This is a genomic window from Anaerococcus sp. Marseille-Q7828 (assembly GCF_949769285.1).
GTDB lineage: Bacteria > Bacillota > Clostridia > Tissierellales > Peptoniphilaceae > Anaerococcus.
In genome coordinates this window covers 180,651-203,188 of the sequence record NZ_OX458331.1, presented here as the reverse complement: position 1 = coordinate 203,188, position 22,538 = coordinate 180,651, and the positions used below count along the sequence as shown (strand labels likewise).

The window sequence follows — 22,538 nt, the reverse complement described above, 5'->3', positions numbered from 1 at the left end:
ATGAATATTAAAATTATAAATAACGCTATTGGAAGGCTATTGCAGGTACTAGCTTTATTGATGATTTTACCATTGATAGTTGCTTTTATTTACAAAGAAGGCACAAATGACAAATTATATTTCGTATTTCCAATTATCTTATCAGGACTTTTAGGGACTTTCTTAGTAAAAAAGGGAAGTACAAAAGGCCATGTATTTACTAGAGAAGCCATGTTTACCACAGCTTTTTGCTGGGTTTTGTACTCTATTATTGGAGCCATTCCTCTTTACTTGACACCAACAAACTATCCCAAATTTTTGGATGCCTTTTTTGAAATGGCTAGTGGTTTTACAACCTGTGGGGCATCAGTTGCTACAAATGTAGATGTACTTCCTCACTCAATCATATTTTGGAGATCCTTATCCCACTTAATAGGTGGTATGGGAATTTTAGTATTCACCCTTGCGATTTTGCCAAAACAAAACAAAGAATCGACAAACTTAATGCAAGCAGAAGTCCCAGGTCCAACCTTTGGCAAAATTACTCCAAAGCTAGCAGAAACAGCAAGAGTCTTATACATACTATATCTTGCCTTGACACTTATAACTACAATAGCACTATTGCTAGCTGGAATGAACTTATTTGATAGTATCATATTCGCCATGGGAGCTGCTGGAACAGGTGGTTTTGCAAACCATGGGACAAGTGTAGCCTTTTATGATTCTAGGTCTATAGAAATTATCCTTGGAGTAGCAATGATGCTCTTTGGAGTAAATTTCAATTTATATTATTATGCAATAATAAAATCTGTAAGAGAAAGCTTCAAATCAGAAGAACTTTGGACATATGTAGGAGTAATATTTGTTGCCACAGTCCTCATATTCATAAGCATAAGACCAATCTATAATGATCCATTATATTCTGGATCAAATGCGTTTTTTACAGTATCATCGATAATTACAACCACAGGGTATGTATCAGCTGACTTTGGAAACTGGCCATTTTTTGCTAGGCACCTACTAACCTTACTTATGTTTATAGGTGGATGTGCAGGATCAACAGCTGGTGGTCTAAAGGTCTCAAGAGTAGTTATGATGTTTAAATCTGCGATAAATCAAATAAAAACAGCTGTTAACCCAAAGAGGATCACAGTAAATAGACTAGATGGCAAAAAAGTAGATGATGATGTCGAAAGTTCAACCAATAGATATTTTTTGATCTATACGATTTTATTTGTAATCTTTATGATAATAGTTTCAATAGATACTAGTGATTTTGAAACAGCATTTACAGCAGTGGCGGCCACAATAAATAACATAGGACCATACATTGGAGAACTAGGCCCAATGGACACATTTGCAAGGATGAGCGATCTATCAAAATTCACATTGACCCTTGCTATGCTATTTGGAAGATTGGAACTATATCCAATGCTACTATTAGTATCTCCAATGACCTACAAAAATATTAAGAAAAAATAAAAAAACTTGATTTTTTAATTGACTTTTATAACTATAATAACTATAATTGCAGTGACAATAAAATAAAAAAATAAAAAACATTAAGAACACCTGTGGGGTAAGAACTGGTGGAGAAATCCACATTTATCCATACTTTAGACTCATTTATATGGCTAAAACTCACAACCACAGGGGGCAAATTGCCAAATCCGAATAATAAACTTCCTACCTATAGGGTTTAAATAATGAGTAAATAGGTAGGATAATAAAATCCTTGTTCAAAATAATGTGCAAGGAATTTTTTTGCCCAAAAAGGGTTGGAGAAGATATTTTTTTAAATATCTTGGACTAAAATTTTTGTTTTAAATGGTTGATTATCTTATGTTTTTTCGCTATTTAAGGGCATAGCTTCGACCTAAAGGGACCTATTTAGTTAATTGTGGAATATTTATAAAATTTAATTAAATACTTTTTTGTATTAATATGTCTTTTATTTTGTTGTAGTTTAAGGTTGTTCCTTCGACCTAAGGGGGAAAACCCAGGGGAGTTCCGATTCTCCCCAACTGGTTTTCCCCCTTAACCCCCCATTTCCGCTACCCCCTCGAAACGGCCACTGCGTGGTGCTGGAATGTGTAAGAATTTGCTGTGCAAATTCTTGCTATATGATAGGGTGAAACCATCTTATAGACTTCAAAAATTGGTGTTTTCTAAATCTTGAATTTCTAAAATCGCAAACTCGCTACGCTCAAACAGTGCGATTTCTTAACGAAATTCTTCAATTTGAAAACAAAGCAATTTTCGCACCCCTAAGCCTATATATTTGTATTTCTAAGCTTTATGGTGCAGTAAGTAACACAATACAATCAAAACAAAAGAATTCGCGGAGCGAACTTCTACTGCTCATTGCTCTCCGCAGGAGCGGAGGGGGTGTATAAGGTATAGGGGGATCGGGGGAAAGGAAAAAGGGGTCTCCGCTACCCCTAATTCCTATCCCCCGAGGTGCAACGGCATATCCTTAAACTATAAATAAACCAAAAGATAATTAATCAATTAACAAAATAAAAAAAATATTTTAAACTTTAAAAGGAGGGATTATGAAGAAAAAGAGCTTTTTAATATTAGCTTTAATATTATTACTATCATCTTGCTCATCAAGAGAAAAAAACCAGGTTGTTGTTTTTAATGCTGGTGAATATCTTGATTTGGATTTGATTTCTGAGTTTGAGAAGGAAACGGGGATTGATGTTGTTTATGAAACTTTTACTTCTGATGAAGAGATGTTTATAAAGTTATCCCAATCATCAAATAACTATGACGTTATTTTTCCGTCAGATTATATGGTTCAAAAACTTAAGAAAAATGACATGCTTGAAAAAATTGATTTTTCTAATGTCCCTAATTTTAAATATGTAGAGGATAAGTACAAGGGCCTTGATTTTGATCCTAATAATGAATACACAGTGCCATATTTTTCATCACATTTTGGCATAGTTTATAACAAGGATATCATCAAAGAACCTATAACAAAATGGGCAGATTTATGGGACCCCAAGTATAAGGGTGAGATTATAATGTACGATTTGCCAAGGCTTTCTATGTCGGTTGCCCTACAAAAACTTGGTTATTCTATAAATACTACAAATATGGATGAAATAGAAGAAGCTAAAGAGGAGTTAATCAAACAAAAGCCATTGGTTTACGCTTATCTTACCGATGAGGCTAGGGACTTGGTTGTCCAAGGTGATGCGGCGATTACTGTTATGTATTCTGGGGATGCGCTTTTAATGCAAAGTCAAAATGAAAACCTTGAGTATGTGATTCCTGAAGAGGGAATGAACCTACAAGTAGATTCTATGGCTATTCCAAAGGGAGCAAAAAATAAAAAAAATGCTGAGATTTTTATAAATTATTTTACAGACCCAGATGTTTCTGCAAAGAATGCTGAGTGGATGGAAGGCTTCACGTCAGTTGTATCAGGTGTTAGAGAAAAGTTACCATCTTATATTGCTGATTCTGATATTGCATATCCCGATTTTGATAAATTGCCAAAACTTGAGATGTTCAAGGACCTAGAAGGATTTATGCAAGTCTATAACGACAAATGGGTGGAAGTCCTAGCAAGCTATTAAGGAGGGGAAATGAGTCAAGTACTAAATTTAGTTGGAATTAACAAAGAGTTTGATGGAAAAAAGATCTTAGATGACATCAATCTATCGGTAGAAAGAGGAGAGTTCCTAACTTTAATAGGACCATCAGGATGCGGCAAGACAACTACTCTAAGGATTATTGGAGGTTTTGAAAAGCCAGATAGTGGAGAGGTAATCTTTGAAGGTAAAGACATATCAAAGCTTCCACCAAATGAGAGAAATATAAATACAGTTTTCCAAAACTACGCCCTTTTTCCTCATCTAAATGTATTCGACAATGTTGCCTTTGGCCTTAGGATAAAAAAAGTTCCTGAAAAAGAAATCAAAATAAAAGTTCAAAAATCCCTAGACTTAGTTGACTTGGCTAAATATGGTAACCGTGATATATCAAGGCTTTCAGGTGGGCAAAAACAAAGAGTTGCTATTGCTCGTGCCTTGGTAAACGAACCTGAAATCATACTATTTGATGAACCTTTGGGAGCTTTGGACCTAAAATTAAGAAAAAGGATGCAAGTTGAACTAAAAAATATTCAAAAAGAAGTTGGAATTACTTTTATATACGTAACCCACGACCAGGAAGAAGCTCTTTCTATGTCAGATAAGATTGCGGTAATGAATAAGGGAATCATTGAGCAATACGGAACACCTCAATACATTTATGAAGAGCCAGTAAATGCCTTTGTTGCAAATTTCCTTGGAGATTCAAACATCTTTAGGGGCAAGATGGTCGATAGGTCAAAGGTAAGATTTTTAAACCACGAATTCCCATGTGTAGATAAGGTTATGCCAGGCAAGGACGTAAGTGTTATGCTTCGTCCAGAATACCTCTACCTATCAAATGACGCTAGCCTTAGGGGCATTGTTGAAAATACAATGTTTAAGGGAACTTATTACAATATCAAAGTAAGTGGAGAAGATTTTTCTATAAATGTCCACAATCCAGAAAATGTAGAAATAGGCAGTGAGGTAGGAGTTGCCATAGACCCTGATGCTATACACGTTATGGAAGAGCCTACAATAGAGGCAGATCCTTATGATAACCCATTAGTTGAGGAGCCATCATGAAAAAATATTTAAATATTTACCTAGTATGGGCGGGAGTTTTTATAATATTGCCGCTGATATTGATACTTATGTATTCTTTCAACGGGTCAGAATCTATAGCTTTTGACAATTTCACATTTTCCCTTAGAAATTATCAGAGATTTTTTGAGCCTATATACCTAAAAATGCTTGGAATAACCTTACTCATAGCTTTTCTAGCGACACTAGGATGTTTATTGATAGGATATCCTGTTGCCTATATAATTTCTAGAATGGATGAAAATGTGGCTTCATCATTAATCTTTGTCTTTATAATGCCTATGTGGATAAATTTACTCTTAAGGACCTATGGTTGGATTACACTTCTGGGCAGAAATGGTGTATTAAATAGGTTTTTAGCAAGCCTTGGCATGGACCCGCTTGGAATAATGTATACGCCAACAGCTGTAGTTTTGGGCATGATTTATGAATTTTTGCCCTTTATGGTTATACAGATTTACAATGCCCTTAGAAAAGTTGACCCAAACCTTATAGAAGCTGCTCTGGACTTAGGAGCAAATAGAAAGACAGTATTTAAAAAAGTAACTTTTCCACTTTCACTTCCAGGAGTTTATACAGGAATTATAATGGTATTTATACCAGCCATATCAACCTTTGTTGTATCAAACCTCTTGGGTGGACAAAAAGTTTATATGATAGGAAACCTCATAGACCAACAATTCACTTTTACTGGCAATTGGGGATTTGGATCGGCAACTGCGATAATTCTAATGCTCATTCTAATCTTGGCCCTTGCAGTTCAAAGAAGATTTGGTAGAGACTTAGAGGGGGATATAGTATGAGAAAATTTCTAGAACGCTTTTACACTATCCTTGTATTTTTATTTTTGTACGCACCAATTGTAGTGATGATTGTCTTTTCTTTTAACGACAGTAAACTACGTGGCCGCTGGGTTGGTTTTACAACTGATTGGTATGTAGACCTATTTTCTAATCCAGAGATTATAGGAGCTGTAAGAACTACACTAATTGTAGCAGTGGCTGCTACAATAATTGCTACAATCATAGGGACACTATCAGCTATTGGCATATCAGAACTACGTGGCAAACGCAAGAACATGATATTAAATATCAACTACTTACCAGTTTTAAACCCAGATATCATCACAGCTATATCTCTTATGGGCCTATATGGTTTCCTAAGGATGGAACTTGGTTATATTACCATGATTTTATCCCACATTATGTTTTGTATACCCTATGTTGTTTTGACAGTACTGCCAGCGGTAGAAGCTATGGATAAAAATATCATAGAAGCCGCCCTAGATCTTGGAGCGACACCGTCATATGCCATAAGAAAAGTTTTGATACCAAATATCAAAAATGGTATCTTAGCTGGAGCTTTGATATCTTTTACCCTATCCATAGATGATTTTGCCATATCCTATTTCACATCAGGAAATGGTGTATCTAACTTATCTATGACCATATACGGCATGGCAAGAAGAGGAATCAACCCATCTATCAATGCCCTATCAGCAATAATATTTGTCATAGTATTCATATTTTTGTTTTTACAAAATAGGAAAGCTATCTTTGGCAAGAATAAAGAAAATCCTTCATTTATGCCAGCCTAGCTTGACAAAATGCCTGATATATAGTAATATATATCAGTCGATTATAAAGTTTCTTCTTATGAAACTTTTCGATCAAATCGCGCTTCCTGTAAGCGATTTTAAAAACAAATGTCAGGACGAGTACAGCCGCCACCTATCAGTTGCGGTGTCCAAATGTGATAGGCGAAAATTTTATAGGAGGAATATTGATGAAATATCAAAAAACTTACACACCAAGTGCATTAGACATTGATAGAAAATGGTATGTCGTAGATGCAGAAGACATGGTGCTAGGTAGATTAGCTAGCCAAGTTGCAGCAATTTTAAGAGGAAAACACAAAGCTACATTTACTCCAAATATGGATACAGGAGATTACGTAATTGTAGTAAACGCTGAAAAAATCAGACTTACTGGTAACAAAGAAAACCAAAAAGAATACAAAAGATATTCAGGTTACACAGGTGGACTTAAAATCACAAAATACCAAGATATGATGGCTAAACACCCAGAAAGAATCGTTGAACATGCAGTAGTTGGTATGCTACCACACAACAAACTAGGTCGCCAAATGGCTAAAAAACTTAGAGTAGTAGTAGGACCAGAGCATAATCACGAAGCTCAAATGCCTGAAAAATTGGAATTAAAGTAAGGAGATTTAAATGGCAGATACAATTATTCAATCAACCGGACGTAGAAAATCTTCTGTTGCTAGAGTAACAATGAGACCAGGCAGCGGAAATATTGTTGTAAACGGACGTGACTTAGACAATTACTTTGACTTTGAAACATTAAAAGTTATAGTAAAATCACCACTTAAACTAACAGAAAATGAAAACAGCTATGATATCAAAGTTAATGTTAATGGTGGTGGATACAATGGTCAAGCTGGAGCAATCAGACATGCTATTGCAAGAGCTTTACTAGAAGTAAACCCTGACTATAGACAAGCTCTAAAAAGAGCAGGTTTTCTTACACGTGACCCACGTAAAAAAGAAAGATACAAACCAGGTCAAAAGAAGGCAAGAAAATCTTCACAATTCTCAAAGAGATAATATTACAAAAATCACAAGCACATACAAGTTATGTGCTTTTTTTATGGGAAAAAATAATGGTATAATTTAAACTATGAACAACATAAACTACAACCTCGAAATGGAAAAGATAATAGAAAAGAATAAAAAAGATGGAATAAAGCCAAAACTTTTGATGCAAGTATGCTGTGCCCCTTGTTCTACAACTGTTATGTATAGGATAAAGGAGGATTTTGATATAGATATGTATTATTATAATCCTATGATATATCCAGCAAGCGAGCTTTTTAAGAGAACAAGGGAAGTGGATAAGCTTGCTAAGCGCATGGGTCTAGATGGTAAGCTTATAGTACCAGAAAACGATGTGAGAGACTTTGCTGATATAGCAAAAGTCAGAAAAGACACTCCAGAAGGGGGTAAGGCTTGCTATGATTGCTATAAGCTTAGGCTAGAAGAAACAGCCAAATACGCCAAAGAAAATAACTACGATTATTTTTGCACAACCTTGTCTATCTCACCATACAAAAACTCCAAGTGGATCAATGAAATAGGCAAAGATTTGGAAGAAAAATATAAAGTCAAATACTTATATGCTGATTTCAAAAAAAGAAATGGCTATAAAATGTCCATAGATTTATCAAAAAAATACGATTTGTACAGGCAATCTTATTGCGGATGTGTATTTTCCTACAAGGAGATGCAAGAATACAAAGAAAATATAAAAAATGACACAGATGAATAAAATCTGTGTTTTTTTTCTTTATATGGGTATTTGTATAATAACATAAGAAGAGGAAGTTTGTCATGAAAAATGTATCTTTAATTAAGAAAATAGAATATAGAGAAAATTCTGGCGAGATTTATCCTGTAACTATTGATATAGGATGTTCTTTCGACAGAGATGGGATAACAGAAGTTTATTCCAAAATTAAAGATAAGAGTTTGCTTTCCAAGGACTCTCTTGTTTTGGGCAAAAATACCTTTACAATACAGGTTCTTTTGGAAAATATACCCGAAATAGCAAAAATTTTATTGGATAATAACTTACCTTTTTATGGAATATACGTTCTGTATGACAATTTTTTAGAAATGAATGAAGGAGATAAAAATGAGTGAAAATGTATTAGATTTATTAAATGAACAAATGAACTTTGAGTATGAATCTGCTTATATTTACAAGGCAATGAGCGCTTATACAGATGATTTGGACCTAGATGGATTCACATCATGGCTTGACATCCAAGTTGAAGAAGAAATTTTACATGGTGAAGGCATGAGAAAATTCCTTCAATCAGTAGGATATAAGCCACATTATGCAGCAATTAGTGAACCAAAATCTGAATATAGCGATGTAACTGATGTTATAAAATCTGCCCTAGAACATGAAAAAGAAGTAACAAGAAGAATCACCCACATAGCTGATGTAGCACGTGACAGTGATCATCGTGTATTCTCATTTATCCAATGGTACATCGATGAACAAGTTGAAGAAGAAGAAAACTTCACAAAGATGTTAACAAGACTTGAAAGAGTTGGAGATGACTGGCATTCAGTTTATATGCTTGATAATGAACTAGGCAAGAGAGGCCCAGCAGAAGCTCCTGATGTAAATCCACAATAATATGAAAAAAACAATTTCTAATTCTAGCTTAATAGCAGGGGTAAACACCAATGGTGGATATATCGACTCACTTAAGCTAGGAGACAAGCCGATTTTTTTCCCAAAGCTAATGGTAAAAATTGGCGATGAATTGAAAGTTAGAGGGGGCATGCATGTGTGTGCCCCTAATTTTGGTGTTTCTACAATTGATGAGAACTTGCCTGCTCATGGTTTTTGTAGGGATAGAGAATGGAAAATAGAAGAATCAAGTGGATCTAGCATTAAACTTTCATTAGAAGGTGAGGGAGGGTATGAAGATACCTTATTCACACTTATCTATGAAGTTACCAATAAGTCACTATTTGCCAGCATAAAAATAGAAAATCAAAGTCAAAGTGATAAGATTATTGCACCAGCTTTTCATCCTTATTTTTATTCTGACCACAAAGATTTTGTAATCAATGATATACAAATAAACAAAGAGGATTTGCCAAATAGCATCTATAACAAATCTGACTATCAAGAATTTTCATCAAATGACAATCACATCGTGGTTAAAGGGATTAGAAATGTAAATGAATTTGTATTTTGGACAGATTTTAAGGGCGATTATATATGCGTAGAACCGACATATAATTCTACTGCCTTTTCTAATCAAAGTAAGCGAACATATAAATTAAGTCCAGGATCTGATTTCGAATTAAAAATAGAAATTAAAGTTCTTGATTAATATTATAAAATATTTTCAAATATCTATTGAATTATTTTAAAATGTGGTATAATACTATTAAGAAATTTAAAACAATCGAAGGAGAATGAAATGCTTACAACAATTTTGTTTTTAATAGCAGGTGGACTAATATGTGCATTTGTTTTTAGAATTTTATTTGCTATTCTAGGCTTTGTCCTAAGACTAGTTGGTGGTGTTCTACTACTACCATTTTTAATAATTGCTGGCATTTTGTTAATACCTTTAACAATACTAGGCTTAGGCCTAGGCCTTGTAATAAAATTACTACCAATAATACTTTTGGGAGGAGCAGGATACTTCCTTTACCAAAAATTTGCTGGTCAAGGTAAATATTGGTACAAGTAAGATAATAGCCGCTACAGTTTATAAATTGTGGCGGTTTTTTATATGCCTAAGTTAGGGTGAAAAGGCAAAAAATAAAGATTCGTTTTGCCTAGATTTCACTTTTTATTTATGATTTATAAAGTTATTTTTTGTTGTATAGTGATTATATTGAGGTGAATAAATTGGAAAATTTGGATAAAATTTATAAACAAGTACATAAGGCCCTCTTAGAAGTTATCGATGCTTCTGGTATTGGCGAGGATGATATATTAGTTCTTGGTGGATCTACTAGTGAGATTGTAGGTGGTGCTATTGGTAAGGATTCTTCACTTGAAGTTGGAGAAGCTGTTATAGATGAGTTTTTGATAATTTTAAATGAAAGAAAAATTAACTTGGCAGTTCAAGGATGCGAACATATAAACAGAGCCCTTGTGGTTGAAAGAGAACTTGCTAAGACACGAGGGCTTGAGATTGTATCAGTCGTTCCAGCCCTTCATGCAGGTGGCTCACTTGCAGTTAACGCCTATAAGAAGTTTAATGACCCGGTTATGGTTGAACACATTATAGCTGATGCGGGCATTGATATTGGCGATACAGAAATTGGCATGCACGTAAAATTTGTTCAAGTTCCACTAAGGCTAAAAGAAAAACACATTGGAAAAGCCAGGGTAACAGCCCTAAAATCCAGACCAAAACTAATTGGAGGAGAGCGTGCAATATATAAGTAGATTTTAAACATCTTAGATTTTTCTAAGGTGTTTTTATTTTTGCGTTCACTTAAGTGAGTTGAGCGAACGAATGTGAGCGAAACAAAAAACCACCTGCTATGCAGGTGGAGGGATTAAGCTTTAGCTTCAAGACCAAAAAATTCTCACTTGTAATATAATTGTGATAACCACATGCACAATAAAAACAAGGAGAATAAATTGGACAACAATAGTTTATCACATACAAAATGGAGATGTAAATATCATATAGTATTTGCCCCGAAATTTAGAAGACAAGAAATATATGGGAAACTAAAAAAAGACATAGGTCAAATACTACGAGAACTATGTCAAAGAAAAGGAATAAACATAATAGAAGCGGAGCTGTGCCCAGATCATGTCCATATGCTTATAGAAGTACCACCAAAATATAGTATCTCAGAAATAATGGGATATCTAAAAGGAAAAAGTTCACTAATAATATTTGATCGACACGCAAACTTAAAATATAAATATGGAAACAGACATTTCTGGTGTAGAGGTTATTACGTAGATACAGTAGGGCGAAATGAGAAAATGATAAAAGAATATATACAAAATCAACTAAAAGAAGACTATTATGCGGATCAAATAAGTATCAAGGAATACTATGACCCGTTTACGGGAGAGTCAGTAAAAAGAAGCAATAAATAAACTGCTTAAGCAGAAGCTGAGAAAGTGGTGCATGTGGAGATAATACTCGGAGCCCCAATAGGGGCGTGCCGGTATTCGCGCCTTCTAGGCGCTGTGGAAACTACCAGCTAAGCTGGTAGTTCTGATTATGTAAATTTTTGGCCTTAGTCTTAAGATAAATTTAATAAATTTTAAAAAACTTATAAAATAATGAGCTGAATCCATAAATCAAAATACTTAATGAAACTTTAAATATTAATAAAATTTTACAAAAAAACGATCTTCTTAAAGATGATTTTACATTTTCCGAATTTATATTTGATAAATACTAGTTATTATAAGAATCAGAAAGTATAAAGGAGGATTCAGCTTGTGAAAAAACTGAAAAATTTTGTAAGAGTGTTATTTGCAATGATACTTGCACTTACACTAACCAATACACAGACTGTAGAAGCAGCAAGCGATACTGTTGTTATATATGAAGTGTATGGAGGTGGTGGAAATAGTGGAGCAACATTTAAAAATAACTACATTATTCTTAAAAATATAAGCACAGAAAATCTGAAACTTGATGGACTATATGTTCATAGAGGGTCAGCAAAAGCCTGGCAAGATAAGATTGCCCTAACTGGAAACTTGAAACCAGGCCAATACTATGTAGTAGAGGCCCAAGAAGGTTTTAATAAGTCAGCAAAAGCCTTGCCAAGAAAAGATATAGAGGCTAAAGATATGGGAATAGGTGCGAAAAATTTTGCCATTGCCCTAACAAGAGATGGTCAAAAGCCATCAGCAGCCAATACTATTGACCTTGTGGGAGTGGGAACAGCTCTATTTAGAGAAGCTTCACCATCAGTAGCAGCGTCAAACAATGGATCCATAAGAAGAATTAATGATACAGATACTGATGATAACGCAAAAGACTTTGATTATATCAGCCTAAATGAGAGCTCCCTAGATTATTTGCTAGAAGAAACAAGCAAGCCAGAAGTCACACCAAAGGAGTCAACTGTCACCATCAACCCAAATGGTGGACAAGTGAATGAAGATTTAAAAACAAAGATAGTTAAAAATGGTGAGGCTTATAATATCGATTTTGAAGGCAATTATAAATTCTACAAAGATGGCTACCACTTCGATGGATTTGATGTTGAAGGCGAGCTTGAGGATAAGGATGGCAACAGGATTGACTACATTAAAAGAGCAGATCCTTTCACTGATTATTATCCAAAATCTGATGTCACTCTAAAAGTACGCTGGAAAGTAATGGAAGGTGGACAAATTAAAGCTTATGTAAAAAGAGAAGATGGCACAGCCTTTAGTGGAATCCAATATAAGCTTTACATCAAGGGGACTGACACAGAAGAAAGAAGATTCCCTTATGGTGTAAAAAGAGAGGCTCAAACTCACAAAATGTCACTCCTACAACTTAAAAATGACACCTATACATTGAGAGTTGAAGGTTTGGATAGCAATGAATTTATCAAAGAAGTTAATCTAAGAGAAGAAAAATATACACAAAATCAAGCTATTACAAAAGTTGAGCTAAAAGAAAAAGATAAAGCTGAGATTGAGATAAAATTCGACTCACACTTTATAGCTCCTGAAGTTAATTTCGATGTGATTATAGGCAAAAAACCAGTAGAGGAATCATATACCGTCACCCTAACTGGTGAAGGTGTAAATGAAATAACTGTTCCAGGCTTTACCAAAAAAACAGAAATAAAGTTAAAAGATGTTAATCGTGAAGGATATAAATTCCTAGGTTGGAAAGTAGAGGGAACTTTATTTGACGCAGAAGGCAATCCAGTAACTGGACTTATAACAAACTTTGACCAATCTTATTACCCAGAATCTGATGTTGTATTTACAGCGGTTTGGGAAGAAGAGGAAAAAGTTACAGTTAACTTCGCATTTAACAAAGACATTGCAGGAGTAACAGTTCCAGAAGCTCAAAAAGTAAAAGTTGGTAGCGAGATTACTCTTCCAGAAGTAAGTCCTATAGTAAAAGATGGCTACTCATTCCTAGGTTGGGCAAAAGGCAACAACAAATATGCAACACCTAATTTAAACCCAGGAGATACCATCACAGTAGACGAAGATACTACTATTATGGGTATTTGGGAAGGTGCTTACGGCAAAGTAAGCCTAACATTCCATACCGGCCAATTTATAGACGATAATTTTGAAAACAGAGATAAGATTACTAAGTTAGAAGATGACCAACTTGCAGGTGGTGGATTTAGTGTAGAAAACCAACAATCAGGCCAAATTACTGAAGGTAAAAATTCTTCTAGTAAAGGAAAAATCAGTATTAACAATGGTCTTGTAAAAGGAACCTACACCCTAAATGTAACAGCTCCAGAAGGCTATGAAATAGTAAGAATTGCTAGAGATACAGGATCAAACGGCGTTATCGAAATAGAAAATGGTTCAACAATTTCACTACCTAGACCAGAAGCACCATTTAATCTAACCATGGTTGATTCTATCTATGTTGAAGTAAAGGAAAAAGAAGAAGAAAAAGTTACAGTAAACTTTGAATTTGATAAAAATATTGATGGTGCAAAACTCCCTGATCCAATCAACGTCCCAGTAGGAACAGAAATAAAGTTGCCAAGTTTAGATGAAGAAGTTCTTGGTGATTACTCATTTATGGGCTGGGAACTTGATAAGGCTTATCCAAACAAGGCTGATGCAAATCCTGGGGATACATTCACAGTCACTGAAGACATGACTGTAAAGGGCTACTGGGAAGGTAGATATGGCAGGTTCGCAGTTCACTTCCACGAAGGAGATTACTTTGAAAATAAAGACAATCTTCAAACTCTGACAGAAGGATTTGGCTTTGCTACAATAAATCCTAGGGACAATACTAGACTTGAAGGAGTATTGGCAGGAGAAAATTCAAAGAATCCTTATTTCCTAACACCAAACAGGGCAAATGGTGGTGGTTTAACCAAGGGTGACTATGATTTTGAATTCAAAATACCTGAAGGCTACAAGATTGTATCAATAAAAAAACATGTTGAAGGCGGTGGACTAGAAGAAGTAAGTGTAGGTGAAAGAATTGATCCTTACTGGTATCCATTCAATTTGACAATGGCTAGAGATGTTTATGTTCAAGTTGAAAAAGAAGAGCCAAAAATCGAACTACCACAAGGCCTATACATCTATGAAATCTATGGTGGAGGAGGTTTGCAACAATCATACTATGCAAATGACTATGTGATTCTCCAAAACAAATCGGATACAGACATTGACCTAGCGGGAATCAACCTACACGTTTCTAAACAGTGGAGACCAGAATATGCTTACAATATTCCTCTATCAGGGACTATAAAAGCTAATGACTACTTCGTAATCAAAGCAGGTGCAGGATTTAAGTCAGGTGAACAAAAAGAATTACCAAGAGTTGACCTTGACCTATCAGGTGGAAAATTATATCAAAATGACTTTGACTACCAAGCAATTGGTCTTGCCTTAACCAAAGGCCCAGAAGAACCAAACGAAAAAAATACCATTGATAAGGTTGGAACATATTACAACAACCAATACATTGTAAAACCAGCTGTATCACCACATGTGGACAGATCAATTAGAAGAATAGCTTACGATGATGTAAACAAAACTGACTTTGAAAAAGTATCCCACAGACCATATGTCGAAGGAACAGCAGACCATAGAGAACCACTCTGGTACCTAAGAGATAGTCAAGAAGAAAAAGTAACAGTAAAATTTAAACACAATGTAAGCCTTGAAAATAATGAAGTCCCAGCTGAACAAAATGTTTGGTCAGGAACAAAAATCACATTACCAGAAGTAAAAGAAGAAGACAAATATGAATTCAAAGGTTGGGATATTGATGGTGATGGTCAAGCTGACAAAGAAGCTAGCGAAGAATTTGAAGTAAAAGAAGATGTAACAATCACCGGTATATGGGAAGAAAAAGCACCAGAAGTGAAAACTATAAACTTCGTAGTTGACTCAGAAAAAGGAATAGCTACAGGTGATTTATCAGTAGAATTAGCTGAAGGTGAAAATCCACTAGAAAAAGCTCCAAAAGTTGAAGCTAAAGAAGGCTACAAATTTGTAGAATGGAAAGCTTCTGAAGATAGATTAACTTACACCGCAATATTTGAAGAAGTCAAAACAGAAGAACCACAGGGTCCAAAGCTTAACGAAAATCTAAGATTTACCTTAGATAGTATTGATGGAGACAAGATGGTTCTTATAAGCTCACACAATATAGATAAGGTCCTTGTAAAAACACGTTCAGACGAAGAAATCGAAGCTACAATCGAGCAAGTAGACAAGGAAATATATACCCTTTCATTATGTAGACCACTAGAAGCTGGTGAGAAAGTAATAATAGAAATCATTGTAAATAACGAAATATCAAAAGCAATTAGGACAAGAGTCTAAGAGTTTATCCTCTTAGCTCTTCAATAAAGGAGATATCCATGAATAAGAAAAACATAGTATTGGGCCTAGTTCTATCAACAAGCCTGGTACTTGGCCAAAACACCCTAGCCCATGCAGATGAAACTACAGTAGAGGCAATAGGTATTGATAGCACTAAAGAAAACCATACAGAATTTGACTGGAATGCACTCCCAGATAAAAAATATCCACTTGAGATTGAAGATTGGGATACTGAAGAAACAAGAGATGTTGATATTGACGAATCCACTACTTCAATCGAACATACTGAAGATGAAGAAATCTTTGACAAGGGAGATGAGTCCCACAAGGAAAAAGCAAAACTAAGGACAAATAATGATGGCAATCTTGAGTTAATCCAACTTTATGATACTGACCTAGAAATCAATTGGCTTGATGACAAGGGAGAGGGAAAAGTTGATGGAATGGTTTATTGGGATGCCAATAAAGGATTTTCAGTAGATTTCAATAGTGATTCTGTCAATGAATTACCTCATGATGGGGAATTGAACCCTGAAACCAATCTCCCATATAGAAATAGAACACCAAAGTTCTATATTGATGGCAAGCCAGCAAAAGCTGGAGATGTTCTAATAGAAGATCCTAAGACCAAAGAATTGGTATTTAATATTGACCAATTGGGCAATGCTGGCTATACATTAGTTGAAGTTGATGGCAAACTCTATACTGTTTCGGAACTAGAAACAGATGCCATAAATGGTACAAAAATTTCTTTTAAAGCACTAGAAAAAGATGGTGAAACACATACAGATGGTCCTCTACCAACACAAGATGAATGGTATGATACCGAAACTGAAGATATCAACCTAGGCTATGAAATAATTGAAGATGATAGCCTAGAAGAAGGCAAGGTTGTAATCGAAAAAGAACCAGTTATTGGCAAGAGAGTGACAAGAATCAAATACACCAGAAAAGATGGTCAAGTATTTGCCCAACTTCTTGAAACAAGAGAATTACCATCACCAAAGGCTGAAAAAGGAATCAAGAGGATTGGAACGAAAAAAGATACTCCACTTACCCCAATCGAAGACGCTGAAGACGCAACAACTATCGACTACAAGTTTGAGTATACAGACTTCAAAGAAGAAAGAATTGCAAATCCAGAACTAAAAGTAGGCGAGGAAAGAATAATCCAAGTTGGTTCTGCTGGATATACCCTATACAAGGTCGTTCTTGATGGTAATGGCAAAGAAATCAGCAGGGAAAAAGTTGCTGAGCGCATGGCACAAAACCATATTGTAGAATATGGAACAAAGAAAGTAGAAGATGATAAATGCGAATTCCCACTAATTCCACTAACTCCAGCAGAAGAAATAAAAGAAAAATGCGAAAATTCTTTAATTCCACTAATCCCTACTGAAGAAATTGAGGAAGTAGAAATTCCAACAGTTAACGAAAAACCTGTACTTGTCCCTGAAGTAGAAAGTATTAACGAAAAGAATAAGGAAGTTGATGAGCTAATAGGAGAAATTAACGAAGGTATTAAGGAAATCTCTAATGTACTTTTGGAAAATGAAAATAATCAAAAAGAAGTAAAAGATAATAAAAAAGAAAATAAAAAAGATATAAAAAATCAAGATTCTATTAAAGAAAAACCTTTAGAAGAAGGTGTAAAGGCTATAAAAGTACCAAAAGTTAATAAAAATGCTAAAGAAGTAAAAACAATAAAGTCCGCTACTAAAGCTTCCAATCCAAAAACTGGTATTGCAGGCTTGACTCACATCACAGCTATTCTAAGCGCATCAATTATTGGCTTAACTGCTAGCAAGAAACGTAAATAAAATTAAAGTTTATCCGACTAGACCAGGCTAAAGGCCTGGTCTTTAAATTTGCAAAAAACTTGTAAATTCTGGGCTTTCTTGTATAATATTTTAGGTTAAAATAGAAATGAGGAAAAATATGACTGATTATGATGTGATAGTTGTTGGAGCTGGTGCTGCAGGCGCTTTTATGGCCTATGAATTCAAAAAGCTAAATACTGATAAAAAAGTTCTAGTAATTGATGGAGGTAGGAAGGTTCATGGGAGGACTTGTCCTATAACAGAGGGCAAAGTTGACCATTGTATAGGCTGTAAGCCATGTAATATCATGTATGGATTTGGTGGAGCAGGTACTCTATCTGATGGTAAATACAATATAACAACCAACTTTGGTGGAGATTTGCACCAGTACATAGGCGAAAAAAAGGCTATGGAACTTATGGAATACGTGGATTCAGTTCTCATGGAATTTGATGGTGGAAACGACCTTGAGTTATATTCTACAGATAAAAACGACCTTAAAACTAAGTGTCTAAGGTATGACCTCCACTTACTTGATGCTAAGGTTCGCCACTTTGGTACAGAAAGAAACAAGGTAATCTTACAAAAAATCTATGACTATGTAAAAGATGACATAGATTTTAAATTTATGTCAATGGTCACAGATGTCGGCTATAAAGATGGAGAATATACTGTAAAAACAGATGATGGTAAGACCTACACTTGCAAAGACCTTGTTCTTGCATCTGGGAGATCTGGATCAAAATGGGTATCTCAAATCTGCGACAAATTCAATATAACAACCAGGAAAAACAGGGTTGATATTGGAGTTCGCGTAGAAGTTCCTGCTGAAGTATTCAAGCATATAACTGATGATGTTTACGAAGCAAAGATAATGTACCAAACCAAACAATATAACGACGTGGTAAGGACCTTTTGTATGAACCCATATGGTCAAGTTGTTACTGAAAACACCAATGGTATTCTTACAGTAAACGGCCACTCTTACACAGATCCTGACCTAAGAACAGAAAATACAAACTTTGCTCTTCTAGTAACAAATAGATTTACAGAACCATTTGAGGATTCAAACGAGTACGGCGAATCTATAGCAAAAGTTTCAAATATGCTAGGTGGGGGAGTGCTTATGCAAAGATTTGGCGATCTTGTCAAGGGACGTAGGTCATCAGAAAGACGTATGGCAAAATCATTTACCAATCCAACCTTAAATGCTACAGCTGGAGATCTTTCTCTAGTTATGCCAAAAAGACAGCTTGATGACATCATTGAAATGATTTACCAATTAGATAAAATCGCCCCAGGCATGGCAAATGACGACACACTATTATATGGTATAGAAGTCAAATTCTACAATTCCGTAGTAGACGTTGACCATAAATTTGAAACATCACAAAAAGGCCTATACTGCTTAGGAGATGGCTCAGGCGTAACCCATTCTCTATCCCAAGCATCTGCATCTGGAGTAGAGATGGCAAGGATCCTAAATGGAGAAAATTAAGTGAAATATTTTTACGAGCAAATTTCAAAAAAAGATGGCGTAGTCCTAAGAGGGGTAGTGAATACTCCTGATGACTTTGATAAAAATAAGAAATATCCAACAGTAATAATGTACCACGGCTTTGGTGGGAATAGGGATGGCAGGACTTGGATGAGGATTCAAAACGCCAAACATCTCACCCAAAGAGGATATTTAGTAGTAAGATTTGATTTTTCTGGGACTAATGAGTCAGACGGTGATTTTTATGATATGACAGTCACAAGAGAGCTTTACGAAGCCAATATGATTTATGATTTCACAAAGACTAGGTCATATGTAGATAAGGATAGGATTTATCTAATCGGCCACTCACTTGGAGGAGTTATATCAACTCTCATAGGAGAGAAAATTAACCCAAGGGCCATAGCCCTACTTGCACCAGCTAGCGATATGAATAACATTGACTATCTAAAGGTTGCAGTCCAAATCAGAGTAGAAGATGAATATAGTAACTTAAGTGAAATAGAGAAGATCAAAAAAATCAAAGACCTAGAAGATATGGATATAGGTGGGGAGAAGCTTCACAGGAGATTTTGGTTGGACTTCTTAAGATATGATATCTACGGTGCAGCAGAAAAATATAAGGGAAATGTCCTAATCCTTAGAGGTAACCAAGACGAGCTTGTATTTAGAGATTCAAATGAGAAGCTAAATAAAGCTTTTCCACACTGCCGATACGAAGAAATTGATGGGGCAGACCACTCATTTACCAACTACGATCACAGGCAAATAATATTTGACAAAATGTATGAGTTCTTTGAAGAGAATAAGTAAAACTAGCCACAAAAAATGTGGCTTTTTTAGTGAAATTAAATAAAAGAAGGCTGTATTTTGGGTGAAATATTTGAAATAGCTGTTATAATAATACTATGACTAAATTTATGATTACAACTAGCTTTGGCCTAGAATCTTTGGTTAAATGGCAACTAAAGGATATGGGCTATGAAAAATTTAAGCTTAGTGATGGGCAAATCATCCTTGATGCAAATCTGGATGATCTAGGAAAACTTAATATTAATCTTAGAGAAGCTGACAGGGTCTATCTTATCCTTAAGACTTTTGAGGCAAAAGAATTTGATCAGCTTTTTGAAGGGATAAAAGAGATAAATTGGCCGGATTTTCTAGCAAAAGATTCTAATTTTAATGTGAATGCTAGAACTTATAAGTCAAAGTTATTCTCTATAAGAACTATCCAATCTATAAGCGAGAAAGCTATTGTTGAATCAATGAAGACTAAGTATAAGATTAGTCACTTTAGCAAATCTTCTCATAGAGTTCAAATAGAAGTTTCTATAAATAAAGATATGGCAAGTGTTTTGATTGATACATCTGGCGATGGACTCCACAAACGTGGTTACAGGGAGGACTCTGTAAAGGCTCCGCTTAGGGAAAACTTAGCGGCAGGACTTGTAGACCTATCCTTCTACAATCCAGAAAGATTTTTATTTGATGGATTTTGTGGGTCAGGAACAATATTAATCGAAGCTGCAAGAAGGGCTCGTAACATTGCTCCAGGTATCGATAGGTCCTTTGACTTTGAAAACTTTATTTTTATAGATAAAGACTGCTACAAAAAGGCCAAAAAAGAAGCTCTAGATGCCATTGATTACGATGTAAAACTCAACATCCTTGGATCGGATATATCTGGCAGGGCCATTAGCCTTGCTAAAAATAATGCCATAAATGCTGGCGTGGGCGAAGATATTTCCTTTATTACAAGAGATATAAAATCTGTTGCCCTAAGGGATGATTATGGGATATTGATATCAAACCCTCCTTATGGCAAGAGGCTTTCTGATTTTGATACAGCCGATCTTTATAAGAAGATCAATGATAAGTTTAAGAATTTAGATACTTGGTCCTTGTATTTTATAGCAAGTGACGAAAACTTCGATAAGAGCTTTAAGAAGAAACTTTCAAAGAAGAGAAAATTATATAATGGTGGTCAAAAAGTTGATTTCTATCAATATTTTGGCAAGAAACCAACAAATAAATAAGCGGAGGAAATCTTGACTGAGAATAAGAAAAATGATGGCAAAAAAATAGGCCTATCAATACTTTTATTTATATTAGCTATATATTTGATTGTAACAGTTATATTTTCATTTATAGCTCTGCCAGGAACATACTTAAATGGTAGGGATATTTCTTATGCCTCAAAAAAGGAGGCATTGGCTACTAGTCCTAAGAACTTCAATCTTGAAATCACAGGTAGAGATGATAGAAATCTTACTATCAAACCAGAAGATATAGATTATCAGGTAGAACTACCTAGCCAAGCAAAAATTGATCAAAATCCCTTTGTATGGCCAGTATCACTAATAACAGGCAGGAAAGAATACTATGATTTTGAATACAGGGTCTTTTATGACGAGGACAAGCTTGACAAAATCATAGATGATTCAAAGCTTATGAATGGCATCACAGAGCCAGAAGATGCAAAGATTGCTATAGAAAATAATGAATTTGTTGTTAAAAAAGAAGTCGAAGGTAACAAAGTTGACAAGGCTAAGCTAAAAAAAGAAATTATTGATAGTATAAATACCAAAAATAACAAGATAGCCTTGGATGATAGTTTTTATATAGGACCAAAAGTAAGGTCGGATTCAAAAGAATTGCAAGATATAGTTGCAGATTCTAAAAAAATAAATGATATGTCTATCAAATTTAATTTTAATGGTTTTGACTACAAACTTGAGGGTGCTAGCCTTATAGATTTGATGGACTTCACAGATAAGGGTTATGAACTAAATTACGACAAGGTCTTAGCCTATGTAAGTGATATGGCAGAGGCAACTAATACCTATGGTAAAAGTCGTAACTTCAACGCAACTGGCATAGGACCAATAGTTGTTGGCCCTGGAGTGTATGGTTTTAAACTTGATGTAGATGCTACTATTGATAAGATATATGAGCTTGTAAACCAAAGACAAAGTGGCGATATTGAGCCAGTATATAGCAATCAAGCCTACACTCGTACAGATACTGGAGAGGACATAGGAGATACTTATGTTGAGGTCGACCTATCCCGCCAAAGAATGTGGTTTTACAAAAATGGTGAGCTAATCGTAGAATCTGATATTGTTACAGGAATTCCTCACGATGGTTGGGCAAGCAACGTCGGAGTAGGTGCCATCCAAGCAAAGGTGAGAGACACCAACCTTAAGGGACAAAATTTCGATAGGGTAACTGAGTACAATACCAAAGTTAAATATTGGATGCCAACAGGTTGGGATGGGGAAGGATTCCACGATGCGCCTTGGAGAGGAGCATTTGGTGGACAAATCTACCTATCAAATGGATCTCACGGTTGCTATAACCTACCACCATCTGTAGCTCAGACACTATTTGATAATGTCGACCCACTAACACCAGTTGTAGTTTATGAATCAAGTACCAACTATTCACCAGCTATGACTTATTAGGA

20 protein-coding genes are annotated in these 22,538 nt (G+C 35.2%); all 20 read left to right on the top strand.

Annotated elements, in window-relative coordinates:
* The 20 genes from QNH69_RS00965 to QNH69_RS00870 all read left to right on the top strand — a co-directional run bounded on the left by QNH69_RS00965 (position 1) and on the right by QNH69_RS00870 (position 22,536).
* A complete protein-coding gene (locus tag QNH69_RS00965) occupies positions 1-1,461 on the top strand; it encodes a TrkH family potassium uptake protein (RefSeq protein WP_282928777.1) in 1,461 nt (486 codons plus the stop codon).
* Positions 1,462-2,534: 1,073 nt separating this feature from the next.
* Positions 2,535-3,569, top strand: a complete 1,035-nt coding sequence (locus QNH69_RS00960; protein ID WP_282928776.1) for a spermidine/putrescine ABC transporter substrate-binding protein — start codon at positions 2,535-2,537, stop codon at positions 3,567-3,569.
* A gap of 9 nt (positions 3,570-3,578) precedes the next feature.
* Positions 3,579-4,652 carry an ABC transporter ATP-binding protein gene (locus QNH69_RS00955; RefSeq protein ID WP_282928775.1) on the top strand — a complete coding sequence of 358 codons (1,074 nt, stop codon included), beginning with the start codon at positions 3,579-3,581 and terminating at the stop codon, positions 4,650-4,652.
* Positions 4,649-5,473 carry an ABC transporter permease gene (locus QNH69_RS00950; RefSeq protein WP_282928774.1) on the top strand — a complete coding sequence of 275 codons (825 nt, stop codon included), beginning with the start codon at positions 4,649-4,651 and terminating at the stop codon, positions 5,471-5,473. The genes QNH69_RS00955 and QNH69_RS00950 overlap by 4 nt, the downstream gene beginning before the upstream one ends.
* Positions 5,470-6,267 carry an ABC transporter permease gene (locus QNH69_RS00945; RefSeq protein WP_282928773.1) on the top strand — a complete coding sequence of 266 codons (798 nt, stop codon included), beginning with the start codon at positions 5,470-5,472 and terminating at the stop codon, positions 6,265-6,267. Before QNH69_RS00950 ends, QNH69_RS00945 begins: the two co-directional genes overlap by 4 nt.
* 188 nt (positions 6,268-6,455) lie before the next feature.
* Positions 6,456-6,896, top strand: a complete 441-nt coding sequence (gene rplM / locus QNH69_RS00940) for a 50S ribosomal protein L13 (protein WP_282928772.1) — start codon at positions 6,456-6,458, stop codon at positions 6,894-6,896.
* A 10-nt stretch (positions 6,897-6,906) separates the two neighbouring features.
* The gene (rpsI, locus tag QNH69_RS00935) at positions 6,907-7,299 is read left to right on the top strand and encodes a 30S ribosomal protein S9 (protein WP_282928771.1); all 393 of its coding nucleotides are present in this window, start codon (positions 6,907-6,909) and stop codon (positions 7,297-7,299) included.
* Between the two features lie 73 nt (positions 7,300-7,372).
* Positions 7,373-8,020 (top strand): epoxyqueuosine reductase QueH, encoded by a 648-nt coding sequence (locus QNH69_RS00930; RefSeq protein ID WP_282928770.1) that lies wholly within the window; start codon positions 7,373-7,375, stop codon positions 8,018-8,020.
* A gap of 62 nt (positions 8,021-8,082) precedes the next feature.
* Positions 8,083-8,394: a hypothetical protein gene (locus tag QNH69_RS00925; protein WP_282928769.1), complete on the top strand. Its 312-nt coding sequence runs from the start codon at positions 8,083-8,085 to the stop codon at positions 8,392-8,394.
* Entirely contained in the window at positions 8,387-8,899 is a 513-nt protein-coding gene (locus tag QNH69_RS00920) for a ferritin (RefSeq protein ID WP_282928768.1), read from the top strand. The genes QNH69_RS00925 and QNH69_RS00920 overlap by 8 nt, the downstream gene beginning before the upstream one ends.
* 1 nt (position 8,900) lies before the next feature.
* Positions 8,901-9,608, top strand: a complete 708-nt coding sequence (locus QNH69_RS00915) for an aldose epimerase (protein ID WP_282928767.1) — start codon at positions 8,901-8,903, stop codon at positions 9,606-9,608.
* Between the two features lie 90 nt (positions 9,609-9,698).
* Positions 9,699-9,974 carry a hypothetical protein gene (locus QNH69_RS00910; RefSeq protein ID WP_282928766.1) on the top strand — a complete coding sequence of 92 codons (276 nt, stop codon included), beginning with the start codon at positions 9,699-9,701 and terminating at the stop codon, positions 9,972-9,974.
* A 161-nt stretch (positions 9,975-10,135) separates the two neighbouring features.
* A complete protein-coding gene (locus tag QNH69_RS00905; protein WP_349252246.1) occupies positions 10,136-10,681 on the top strand; it encodes a TIGR01440 family protein in 546 nt (181 codons plus the stop codon).
* Positions 10,682-10,852: 171 nt separating this feature from the next.
* Positions 10,853-11,353, top strand: coding sequence for an IS200/IS605 family transposase (gene tnpA, locus QNH69_RS00900; protein ID WP_084593708.1), 501 nt, complete (start codon positions 10,853-10,855; stop codon positions 11,351-11,353).
* Between the two features lie 351 nt (positions 11,354-11,704).
* A complete protein-coding gene (locus QNH69_RS00895; protein WP_282928764.1) occupies positions 11,705-15,754 on the top strand; it encodes an InlB B-repeat-containing protein in 4,050 nt (1,349 codons plus the stop codon).
* Between the two features lie 38 nt (positions 15,755-15,792).
* Complete coding sequence (locus QNH69_RS00890) at positions 15,793-17,574, top strand: G5 domain-containing protein (protein ID WP_282928763.1); 1,782 nt, start codon at positions 15,793-15,795, stop codon at positions 17,572-17,574.
* Between the two features lie 118 nt (positions 17,575-17,692).
* Positions 17,693-19,072, top strand: a complete 1,380-nt coding sequence (locus tag QNH69_RS00885; protein WP_282928762.1) for an FAD-dependent protein — start codon at positions 17,693-17,695, stop codon at positions 19,070-19,072.
* Entirely contained in the window at positions 19,073-19,885 is an 813-nt protein-coding gene (locus QNH69_RS00880) for an alpha/beta hydrolase (RefSeq protein WP_282928761.1), read from the top strand.
* A 95-nt stretch (positions 19,886-19,980) separates the two neighbouring features.
* Positions 19,981-21,108, top strand: a complete 1,128-nt coding sequence (locus QNH69_RS00875; RefSeq protein WP_282928760.1) for a class I SAM-dependent RNA methyltransferase — start codon at positions 19,981-19,983, stop codon at positions 21,106-21,108.
* A gap of 12 nt (positions 21,109-21,120) precedes the next feature.
* Entirely contained in the window at positions 21,121-22,536 is a 1,416-nt protein-coding gene (locus tag QNH69_RS00870) for a peptidoglycan binding domain-containing protein (protein WP_349252245.1), read from the top strand.
* Positions 22,537-22,538: the final 2 nt, after the last annotated feature.

Bases quoted from the DNA above. Each gene is read 5' to 3' on its own strand.
- QNH69_RS00965 (WP_282928777.1), top strand. From the start codon at position 1: ATGAATATTAAAATTATAAATAACGCTATTGGAAGGCTATTGCAGGTA.
- rpsI (WP_282928771.1), top strand. From the start codon at position 6,907: ATGGCAGATACAATTATTCAATCAACCGGACGTAGAAAATCTTCTGTT.
- QNH69_RS00920 (WP_282928768.1), top strand. From the start codon at position 8,387: ATGAGTGAAAATGTATTAGATTTATTAAATGAACAAATGAACTTTGAG.
- QNH69_RS00950 (WP_282928774.1), top strand. From the start codon at position 4,649: ATGAAAAAATATTTAAATATTTACCTAGTATGGGCGGGAGTTTTTATA.
- rplM (WP_282928772.1), top strand. From the start codon at position 6,456: ATGAAATATCAAAAAACTTACACACCAAGTGCATTAGACATTGATAGA.
- QNH69_RS00910 (WP_282928766.1), top strand. From the start codon at position 9,699: ATGCTTACAACAATTTTGTTTTTAATAGCAGGTGGACTAATATGTGCA.
- tnpA (WP_084593708.1), top strand. From the start codon at position 10,853: ATGCACAATAAAAACAAGGAGAATAAATTGGACAACAATAGTTTATCA.
- QNH69_RS00930 (WP_282928770.1), top strand. From the start codon at position 7,373: ATGAACAACATAAACTACAACCTCGAAATGGAAAAGATAATAGAAAAG.
- QNH69_RS00955 (WP_282928775.1), top strand. From the start codon at position 3,579: ATGAGTCAAGTACTAAATTTAGTTGGAATTAACAAAGAGTTTGATGGA.
- QNH69_RS00960 (WP_282928776.1), top strand. From the start codon at position 2,535: ATGAAGAAAAAGAGCTTTTTAATATTAGCTTTAATATTATTACTATCA.
- QNH69_RS00875 (WP_282928760.1), top strand. From the start codon at position 19,981: ATGACTAAATTTATGATTACAACTAGCTTTGGCCTAGAATCTTTGGTT.
- QNH69_RS00925 (WP_282928769.1), top strand. From the start codon at position 8,083: ATGAAAAATGTATCTTTAATTAAGAAAATAGAATATAGAGAAAATTCT.
- QNH69_RS00945 (WP_282928773.1), top strand. From the start codon at position 5,470: ATGAGAAAATTTCTAGAACGCTTTTACACTATCCTTGTATTTTTATTT.
- QNH69_RS00885 (WP_282928762.1), top strand. From the start codon at position 17,693: ATGACTGATTATGATGTGATAGTTGTTGGAGCTGGTGCTGCAGGCGCT.
- QNH69_RS00915 (WP_282928767.1), top strand. From the start codon at position 8,901: ATGAAAAAAACAATTTCTAATTCTAGCTTAATAGCAGGGGTAAACACC.
- QNH69_RS00890 (WP_282928763.1), top strand. From the start codon at position 15,793: ATGAATAAGAAAAACATAGTATTGGGCCTAGTTCTATCAACAAGCCTG.